Annotated in this window: 8 protein-coding genes; all 8 read right to left on the bottom strand. The window is 37.6% G+C overall.

The window, feature by feature from the left end:
- Positions 1-156 precede the first annotated feature (156 nt).
- The 8 genes from M1B78_RS15275 to M1B78_RS15240 all read right to left on the bottom strand — a co-directional run bounded on the left by M1B78_RS15275 (position 157) and on the right by M1B78_RS15240 (position 10,500).
- Positions 157-1,266 (bottom strand): site-specific integrase, encoded by a 1,110-nt coding sequence (locus M1B78_RS15275; RefSeq protein WP_257941136.1) that lies wholly within the window; start codon positions 1,264-1,266, stop codon positions 157-159.
- A gap of 406 nt (positions 1,267-1,672) precedes the next feature.
- Positions 1,673-2,671 carry a virulence RhuM family protein gene (locus tag M1B78_RS15270; protein WP_257941135.1) on the bottom strand — a complete coding sequence of 333 codons (999 nt, stop codon included), beginning with the start codon at positions 2,669-2,671 and terminating at the stop codon, positions 1,673-1,675.
- Between the two features lie 141 nt (positions 2,672-2,812).
- Positions 2,813-4,195: an RNA-binding domain-containing protein gene (locus M1B78_RS15265; protein ID WP_257941134.1), complete on the bottom strand. Its 1,383-nt coding sequence runs from the start codon at positions 4,193-4,195 to the stop codon at positions 2,813-2,815.
- A gap of 18 nt (positions 4,196-4,213) precedes the next feature.
- Entirely contained in the window at positions 4,214-4,945 is a 732-nt protein-coding gene (locus M1B78_RS15260) for a TIGR02391 family protein (protein WP_257941133.1), read from the bottom strand.
- Complete coding sequence (locus M1B78_RS15255) at positions 4,942-5,772, bottom strand: GIY-YIG nuclease family protein (protein ID WP_257941132.1); 831 nt, start codon at positions 5,770-5,772, stop codon at positions 4,942-4,944. Before M1B78_RS15255 ends, M1B78_RS15260 begins: the two co-directional genes overlap by 4 nt.
- A 2-nt stretch (positions 5,773-5,774) precedes the next feature.
- Positions 5,775-6,245 (bottom strand): hypothetical protein, encoded by a 471-nt coding sequence (locus M1B78_RS15250; protein ID WP_257941131.1) that lies wholly within the window; start codon positions 6,243-6,245, stop codon positions 5,775-5,777.
- 21 nt (positions 6,246-6,266) lie between these two features.
- Positions 6,267-9,374, bottom strand: a complete 3,108-nt coding sequence (locus tag M1B78_RS15245; protein WP_257941130.1) for a type I restriction endonuclease subunit R — start codon at positions 9,372-9,374, stop codon at positions 6,267-6,269.
- 1 nt (position 9,375) lies between these two features.
- Complete coding sequence (locus tag M1B78_RS15240; RefSeq protein WP_257941129.1) at positions 9,376-10,500, bottom strand: AAA family ATPase; 1,125 nt, start codon at positions 10,498-10,500, stop codon at positions 9,376-9,378.
- Position 10,501: the final 1 nt, after the last annotated feature.

The following is a 10,501-nucleotide window of genomic DNA, read 5'->3' as shown; positions in this document are numbered from 1 at the left end:
ATGAAGCAGAGTTTCAGGGTTGGCCTCGGTTTTTATTGTGCCGGTGTAGAAAAACTCGATTTTTCTATATAATTTTGCAAATGAGAAAGCGTTCTTTTGAGTTAATGCAAAATGAAGCGGAATATAGAGCTTTGCTTGTTTCTAAATCGTTACCTATCAAGAAATAAGTTCTTGCAAGGTATTCATTTTCAATGAAGAATGAGATTTAAAATGTCTTGCTGTATGCGTGGTCAGGTTCTTTTTGATTCCGCACAGGTCGGCAATCTCTTTCAGGTAACTGTTCATCTTCTGATTGCAGGGAACGGGCAACAAAGTTCCTTTATCCATGCAGTAGGGGTTATCCTTATATTTTTCAAGTATCTGTTTGGGAATGCTCAAAAGCGGGATGTTACAAAGGTTGTTTGTTTTTTCACGGGGTTTCACTATCCACAGGTTGCCGTTGCTGTCCTCTGAAACGTGTTCGGGGCGCAAGTTATACACGTCTATGAATGCCAGCCCGGTATATACGCAGAAGATAAAAACATCCCGTACCAGTTCCAGCCGTTCAATCCTGAACTCTTTCTGCCATATCCGGTTTATCTCGGCTTGGCTTAGGAACTGTTTGTTTACCTCCACCTCGTGAAACTTGATTCCGGCAAACGGGTTCTTTGTCAGCCACTCGTTGGCAATGGCAAGGTTTATCACTTTCTTGAAGCATTTCATGTACCGGATAACGGTGTTTTGTGCGCAATGTTTCTCCGTCTTTAGGTACAAATCGAATTTACGCACCAGTTCCCCGTTTACCTCACGTAGTAGCATATCATCTACCTTGTAGTCCCGTTTAACCAGTTCCATGAGATATTTAAGGCAATTATCGTAACGTCTTACGGTAATATCGGCATAGTCCGTCCCGATTAACTTCCGGCAGTTGTCATTATGCTCCTTGAACACATTGCATAATGTCTTGAAAGTCTCGTCCTTTCCCTGATAGCGGTTCACTATGGCACGTGCGGAGATAATCTTTCCCTCCAGTTCCAAGTCTTGGTAAATCTGATAGAATTTCACACGCAGGGCGTCAATGTAATGGTTAAGTTCGACAGAATTTCGGTCTTTGCCTGTCGATTTCTCTTTTTCCTGCGACCAAAGTGGGACTTTTACGTTCCGTTTTAGTTGAAGTTCCACGTATAGGCGGTCATAAGTGACACGCACACGCACGGGGGCTTCCCCGTTTTTTAACAGTTTGCTACGCTTGATGAAGAATAACACGCTGAATCTTTTTCTTTCCATACGGCTCAATTTTTAATGATACAAAGTTAGGAAATCGAACCGAGAACCCTGTTATGTAAAATAGTGCAACGTACTGTAAAAGAATGAAGTAAACACCTCAAAGTGGAACATTCCGGGCTTTTGAAAACAGTCCCTTGAATAAGGACGTATAGTTTGCTTCAATCCCACTAATTTTGCTTACTCTTGGAAAAGAAAAATCCCTGAACTTCTTTGAAATTCAGGGATTTACATCGTTTTGCTTTCTTAAAAAGTGGTGCCACCAGGAATCGTGATTAATCCACAAGTGGCTGTATATCATCACTTTCAGAATCAGCTTGACAGCAAACTCCTCCGATTGCTCCACCGTTGGACTTCTGCGTTTCGCGCATCGTTGCAGCGGATGATTTCTTGGTGCAAAGGTAGTGATTTACTTTGAACTATTGCCATTATTGTCTCTTAATTTCTTGATTTCTCTATCAAAATCACTTTCAAGTAAATTCATTTCGCGTTTGCGATAGATGGCGAACTCCTTTTCAGTCTTTTCAATCGCCTGTTTATGTGAAATACTTCCCTTGCCAATCAGCACTTTCCGCTTGTGAGCAATAATCTGGTTGTCCAGTGCCTCTATCCAATCTTTCATTGTCATAGGGTTCATTTCCAACGCTTGGAACTCGGCAAAATCCAAGAAACCGGAAACAAGCAAGTTTAAGCGTTGGAGTTCAATCTCTGACAAATAGTTTTTGGCTATCTTCACATCGTCCTTAGTAACATAGTTACCCTTGAAGTTCGTCATACCCACAAACGGCTTTTCATTGTCCACGCGATTGTAGATAACCTCGGCTGCCGTATTCTCATGAATGGCATAATGCAGCTTGTTCTGCACGGTAGCGAAAAACATTTTCGTCATCTCATCGCGTGGGTCATAGTCCGTAGCGGTGGCATAAATATCCGTGACCTGCTGATAGAAATTACGCTCACTGCTGCGAATATCCCTGATGCGCTGGAGCAACTCACGGAAATAGCGGTTACCACCTTGCTTCAACCGTTCATCATCCATAGCAAATCCTTTCTGGATATACTCATGAAGTCGCTGTGTAGCCCAACGACGGAAACGAGTTGCCACATGCGACTGGACACGATAGCCCAAAGCTATAACCATGTCGAGGTTATAGTGCAACACGCTGCGCTGAACTTGGCGTTTGCCTTCTTGTCGAACTGTCAAGAAATCCTTTACAGTTCGATTTGAGTCAAGCTCTCCATCATTTAAGATGTTATCTATGTGCTGACTGATATTCTGTTTTGTAGTACAATATATATCTGCCAACTGATTTTGTGTCAGCCACAAATCTTCATCGGCAAAACGCACGGAAACACGAGTTATTTCGTTGTCGTCTTGATAAAGTATGATTTTATTTTGTTCGTTCATCTTGGTCTAATGATTGATTATGCCTCCTAGTTTCTCCATTCAAAAATTGGTCAAGTCTATCCATATATCTATCTATGAATTCCATATCCTCTCGCCAACTTTTGTAGTTTCCGTACTCCTCTTCTTCGGTATACATATAATCTATTTGTTATGGTTGAGAGAATCTAACAATTGTAATCCTTTTGTCGTAAGACGATACTTTTGCTTAGGGTGATTAGGGCTATCAGGATATGTCATCTCTACATAGCCGTCAAACATAGAAGGGTGAATGGTATGTTTCTTAAAATACCATTTTGACTTGTACACTTGCTTGTAAAGCAACTTGTACACTTCCAATATTTCATCCACAGATAACTCTCTATTATTTATGCTATGTATCAGCATTTTAACCTGTTCACCAACTTGTACACCTACTTGCTCACTTGGCACCGACTGGGTGCCATCTTGCACACTAATAGGCAAAGTAATACGAATAAAGTTATCTGTAAACTTGAAACAATCTTCACCGTATGCACGCAGAATACGAGGAATGCCAGAACCTAACGACTCTACCAATTCCACATCGCGATAGATACGCATCAACTCCTTGTTACGGGGGATTGATATGCCGTTGAAGAACTCTTCTTTTGTAAGAGATTCAGGCAAACGACCTACTGAGGTTATTTCAAGTCTGTCGGGAAATATCTCAAACTTGGGCGGAACTTCAAACGAATAGTCATTATGCACGATAGCATTAATAACAGCCTCGCGCAAAGCAACCTTATTCCACAAAGGCGTTTCAATACGCTCCATTGGAGTTATCGTTGCAGCAACCTTATTTTCAATATCCAACTTTGATAACACACTTTTAGTAGCTTTGATGAGAGAACAATAGCCATATTCATTGTTCTCCAGCAAATCGCAGCGGTCAAGGCTTGAATACTTCGCAACCTTGATTGAATTGCCGTTCTCATCAGCCAATAGATAGGCAACATAGTTGTATTTACCATCATCTGTGAGCAACTCCAAAGTGCGTTTAAAGTTATCATTGAGTCTTTTGCCTCGCTCATCGTAGTAGATACGCAACTGCTCAAAACTCAAATCTTGGCGGTTAGATACAATGCGTCCGATGGAATTGCGAGTACGTATAGCGAACAATCGGTCAATCTGTTCTTGCGGCATAGGCTCTGCCGATGTCCCCACACGTATATACGCACCTCGCGGAGTCATACCATATTTTGTTTTGAAATATGGCTTTTCAATTCCACTCGCTACAGTAACTTTTATAATGCTACGCCCATCCTTGTGTTCCTCAGCAATATCAAACAGTCCCATAGCCGAAGGCGAAATGTTGTGCTTGATGCGGTCTTTCAACCTCAGCATACAATCATCCACATTGTTCACACCCACAATTGAACCATCCTTATCAATGCCAATATAGATGTATCCGCCCTCCTTGTAGTTAAGGAATGCCACAACCTCCTTCTCAATATCAAGTTCGGAAGTTAATTCTCTTTTATATTCTATGCGATTAGTTTCGGTCATAAGAATTCTATCTAATAACTAAACGAGTTCATCATCAATCTTATACATTAACATACTTGCAAAATGCAGTTTTCTAATAGCTTTATCTTTAGAAACTAGTAAGTTATTATGGGCTTGAGGATTCCTAATTCCTATCATCGCACCAACAAACATTTCCATATATCCTTGTTGTATATTAGCACCTGTTTCTGTGGATGTATCTCCAAGTCTAATTATTGGATTCTGAATGGAGAATGCGGCTTGCATTAATTTTGCACCATCTTTCTCTACCGATGTCCTATCTCTGTATATTTTCTTAACTCGCGTGTTTATTTCTTTAAATGCAGCTTCTACTGCATCTGCATAATGTCCGTCATCAAAACGACCTTTAGCAATAGAAATTATTTGTGGATGTATATTATCCCAAATAGACGATGAATTGTTATTGCCATATCCATTTAAATATGTAATAGTTGCTATAACTTCGCCAAAAGAGTATGGGTTAATACCATTCTGTGGAGTTACTAGTTGTTGACCAAATTGATTCACCGAGATTAGATCCGATGTTTTTAAGTTAGGTAGTATCTTATCTCTCAACCTGTCTCTAAATAGATGATACTCCTCAGGGATTAATGGTATTAATTGATATAAAGCACTATAAAGGTCATTATAACTGATAGCGTTACTAGGAATCCGTCGTACATTAATCATATTACGAACACTATCAACAACTTGAATACATCTATTTAACTGTTCTCTATATTTGTTCATAATTCCAACTGTTTTCTGTAAACTGAATCCAATGTGTTACCTTCTTCATCTTTCCACACGAGCCAGCCATTATTACTGCTACCTATACAAAAGTCAGCGGCAGTACTTGGGCTTGAGAAAGTTTTATCGGAGTTCATTACCAATTTGTCGTCCTCAACCGTAGTATATTCTTGCAATAAATTTTCTCTTTTTTCTTTCCAATTAAACGATGGTACCATAGTCTTGGCTATCAAACTACCTTTCAAAACGGTAAAACCATTGGAATTATAAAAGCCCTTTGCCTCACAGCCACGACCTTTGGTATAGAAAAGATGTTCAGCCTTTGGTTGTGATACCTCGAAGATATTACAACCAATGAACGATGCTAAGAACTTCACATCTTCGAAGAACTCATCCATTGAGTCTTGCTGATATTCGGGCAAATTTGGAGCCTTGGGTGTCTGCTTATTGTCGGTCAATATAAACGTATTGGCTTTCTTTGCTTCGGCTATTGCCTTGTGTTCTAAATATTGCACATCTGCTTTGGTCATATCGGCATCTTTTGACACAAATATGAGAGCCTTCTGCCAAAATGCTTTCTTGCTGTCGTGGTCTTTCACTCGCTCACGGAAATTCTCCGTTTCCCCAATATATGCCTGAGGTTTTGTCGCCTCATCCTCACCTATCAAGATGTAAAATGCAGGCTTCTGCAGCTTCTCTTGCGTATTTAGATATGAGAGGTTGGAGCGTGGTACAACAAACATCTGGCAAATCTTATTACTGATAAATGCGTATTGAGTTCCTTTGGGATCTCCATCAATTAAGTATGTGGTTACAGTCTTGCCCATAATTAATTATCTTCAATAATATGTTTAAAAACATCGTTGATTTGATTCACTTCTATATTCCTTGAATGTATGTCTTTTGCCAGCAAAAACAAATCTTTACTAATAGGTTGCAGTCTAACCCCATCCCATTCAATTGGATTATTTAGCTCAGAATTAGCAAAAGTCCTAATCTCATTTGTAACTATAATGTTATGAAAACTGAATTGTATGCCATAGCACCTAATATACATACATTGACCTTGAGCATCATAATATAACTCATCAGCATATCCATTTTCAAAGTGAGATATAAGAAATTTAACTAACCTTGATACGCGAGGTTTAATATATCCATAACTTAATTCTTTTTTGTATTCCTTATCTTTAATAGCAGCATTAAGCAAATTCAAAGAGCACAATTTTATAAATACATCATTCTTGCTTTGAACTTCTCTCTGAATATATTGCTTGGCCTCGTCAATCAATGCTTTCATATCTATTCTAGTATTACATGTCTATATATCTCCTCCTACTCCCTTAAACTTCTCAACGAAAGCTGCAATCAATTGAAACACCTTATGTTTCTTAGTCAAGTACATAGGATTCAATGGGCTCATCTTTGGCAAAATACTATTAAAGTCGGTTCCGTTCTCACTAACGAACTCGCGTTTTAATGAGATTGTAATATATCGCTTCGCTTCTTCTTCTTTTAAGTTTTCTGATGCTATTAACTCCGAGGCTTCTTGCTTCTGCTTACCCTGTGCAAATTCAAAGAATGACTCAATAATACTAGCCTTATCAGCAATAGTGTTTAGGTCAGTATTGTTAATAAAATCAACGATAAGACTTTCCTTTGCTCTATTGCCAACACTTGCACGAATTACACCTCGTATTTCTTCGATTAATGCCGTCTTATCTTTGGTCTTATTGTTTTTTTCAAAGATTAATTCCAGTATGTAATCCAAGTTTATTTCTTGAGACTTGAGTAGGTCTATTTCAAAAACAACATCATCCCAATCAATCTTAGATTTCTCGGCAGCAGAGCCTTTCTGCTCACGTCTTAACCAATCTCTAATATCGTTATAAGTAGATTTGTAATCCTGAACGGCCCGTTCAGACAACATTTCTACCTGTTGCATATCCTTAATATCTCCATCTGTTACAAAATATGTATTTTTAAATTCCTCAACAGCATTAGGATTGTCAAGGTCTATTGCTTGCAAAGCCTTAAGATGAGTATATTCATCATAGTTCTGCAATATATTTTCGATTCGTAAATATTCACCAAAGAGTTTAGAAAATTCTTTCTTGTCTTGCTCTGTTTCTATATCATCTACATTGGGAAATCGTTCATTCAACTCTTTTACAACTTCAATATATCCTCTACGAGCCTCCCCTGTAACAATATCCTTAAATCCCTCCAGATATTCTTTGTAACTTCTTTCAAGCACAACATTTCGGGTATTACTATCACCAAATAGAGTTATAGCATCAATGGTATGTTGCTCTAAATCCCTAAATGTAACAATATTACCAAAAGTTTTAGTTGCATCATAAATACGGTTTGTACGAGAGAAAGCCTGAATTAGTCCGTGATAACGCAAGTTTTTATCAACAAATAGAGTGTTTAGTGAAGGGGCATCAAATCCTGTAAGAAACATACCTACAACAATTACAAGGTCTATTCCCTTATTCTTTACTCGCTTAGCAAGATCTCTATAATAGTTTTGGAATTCTCTGCTGTCAACGCTAAAACTTGTCTTAAACATAGCATTATAATCGTTGATGGCGTTAGTCAAGAACTCCTTAGCACTAATATCCATTGCTGTTGGCTCAAAATTTTCATCCTGAATATCACCAATCGCCGACTGCTCTTCATTTGCGGCAAATGAAAAGATTGTTGCTATTTTTAATCGTTTCTCAGAACCTTCTTGCAGTTTGTTCAATTCCTCATAATAGCACTTGGCAGCATCCACACTGCTGACAGCAAACATAGCGTTAAAGCCCTTATTTGTGCCTATACTCCTATGCGTCTTTATCTTGAAATTATCCAATATATATTGAGAAATCTCCTTAATACGTGCAGGGTGAAGCAATGCCGATTTGTTCTCGGCTGCACTTAATTTTTTCTCATCTTTTTCCGATTCAATACTCTTAAAAAGAGGTCTTACATTATTATAATCTACTTTGAACTTTAGGACTTTTTCATCACGAATAGCATCTGTAATAACATAAGAGTGTAATTCTCGTCCGAACACACTTGCGGTAGTGTCAGAACCAAGTGCATTTTCAGGGAAGATAGGCGTTCCTGTAAATCCAAACTGGTAGTACTTCTTAAACTTCTTCTTTAATTGTTTCTGTGCCTCACCAAACTGCGAACGGTGTGCTTCATCAAATATAAAGACTATATGTTTCTGATAAATAGGCAAATCATTTTCGCCCTTCATCAGATTATTCAACTTCTGAATGGTGGTAACAATAATCTTATTGTCATCTTTATTTATGTTTCGTTTCAGTCCGGCAGTACTTTCTGAACCATTCACGCTATCGGGAGAGAATCGCTGATACTCTTTCATCGTTTGATAGTCAAGGTCTTTTCTATCAACGACAAAGAATACTTTATCTATGAAATCGAGTTGAGTAGCCAACCTTGCAGCCTTAAAACTCGTAAGAGTCTTACCTGAACCTGTTGTATGCCAAATATATCCACCACCTTCTGTGGTAGACCATTTCTTTGCCTGATATGAACTCTTGATTTTCCAAAGTATTCTCTCTGTTGCTGCAATTTGATATGGTCTCATAATCAGCAATGTATTATTAGAATCAAATACTGAATATGTCAGTATCACATTCAGCAAAGTATTCTTTTGAAAGAATGTTGCAGTAAAATCCTTCAAATCTTTAATCAATGAGTTGTTTGCTTTGGCCCAATTCATTGTAAAGTCAAAACTATTCTTGCTTCGCTCTACAGTATTTGCAAAATATCGGCTATCTGTGCCATTAGATATAACGAAGACCTGAATATATTTGTATAACGAGTTGTTGGCATTAAAACTCTCTTTTGAATATCGATGTACTTGATTGAAAGCTTCTCTAATCGCCACACCTCGCTTCTTCAACTCAACTTGAACCAAAGGTAGTCCATTAACCAAGATTGTCACATCATAACGATTAAGATGTGATCCTTCTTGTACAAACTGCCTTATAACTTGAACCTTGTTTCTTGATAGATTTTGTTTGTCTACCAAATAGATGTTTTTAATATGACCATCATCAAAGATAAAATCATAGACATAATCATCTTGGATTTTCCTTGTTTTCTCGACGAGAGAATCGCTTGGTTTATCAAGATATTCTTCTACATATCTCGCCCATTCGCTATCAGTAAATTCAACATCGTTAAGTACTTGAAGCTGCGTTCTGACATTAGCGAGCAATGCTTCCGGAGTATTCAAATCAGGTAAATATTCATACCCTTGACTCCTTAAATCTTGAATAAACTCGTGCTCTAATGATGCCTCTGTTTGGTACCTTGCAAGAGGTTCACTCGCCATATAGCACTTGTCGTAGTCATCAAGTACTATAAAATTATTTGATTCTGCTATAGTGTTATATTGTGCCATTTTATTCTTCGGTATAATAATTATTATCAACAAGATATCCCAATAGAAATTTCAATGTTTGCTTCTCAGGCTCTGTTGGTTCGGGTACTGCTTCGTTTGATAATGTAGAATGACTTGTAAATTGAATAATTCTGTTATAGTATGTCTTCTTATCATCAGGCAACAAGTCGGACCATTGCGGATAACCTAAAAAGTTCGCAGTTTTTTCATACAGATTTCGAAGAAGCATGAAATGATATTTTTGAATACTATTACTATCAATAGCTTCTTGAAGTACTTGTCTCAAATAAAGATGATATGAAAAACTTTTGTTAGAATCCCCAAGTTTCCCGTTTAACTCGTATGTGCCGTCATCTTTTTTATTCAATAGATAGCAGCACTCGTTTCCTTTCTTATTTTTCTTCTTTAGTTCTAACTCATTGTAGAGCACATTATAAAACAGTGGATTATGCGTTGTGATAATAAACTTGACATCCGACTGACTTGATTTTATCAAATCAGAAATATTAACAGTCAATTCGATTAGGTGATTCTCATCCAAAGAACTAACAGGGTCATCAATAAATACATATTCTAATTCATCAAATTGGTTAGTGTCACGATTTGCAGGTTCAGACTCATTCAATGTATCTATAACCAGTTTTATCAAACTGAAAAATACACACCAAACCAGGCAACTTTCTTCACCTTTAGAGATTTTAATATTGTCAATCTTATTGTTATCTCCTCGTTCTAACGAGAATACAATCTCATTAAAGTCTTCGTTGAACGATGGTGTTAGCTTATCATTTGTATAATGCTGAAAGTGCGTAATTACATTAGACTCTTGACCTTGATCTTTGAATATCCAATCTGTAAAACTATTTGGATGTATGATTAATTTTCTATTTCTATCCTCATCCAAATCATTATCCCAATAGAACAAATCTTCGGTAAAAGCATTATAGTATAGAACTTTTATCGGTTTTTCGTCCTCCTGTTCTTCACCTTCGTTTCTAGGCGCAACCAACTTCTTAAACTCACGAGAAAGGCGAGTCTTTCCAGCACCATTGAAGGCATATATCAATTGAACCTTCTTATTGGCATATTTGAGAGTCTGGGCTATTTCAGTCAATGTTTTTCCCATA

The sequence above is a fragment of the Bacteroides muris (ex Fokt et al. 2023) genome (assembly GCF_024704895.1).
GTDB classification, from domain to species: Bacteria; Bacteroidota; Bacteroidia; order Bacteroidales; family Bacteroidaceae; genus Bacteroides; species Bacteroides muris.
The sequence above is the reverse complement of the archived record's forward strand: the minus strand, read 5'-3'. Positions and strand labels throughout refer to the sequence as shown.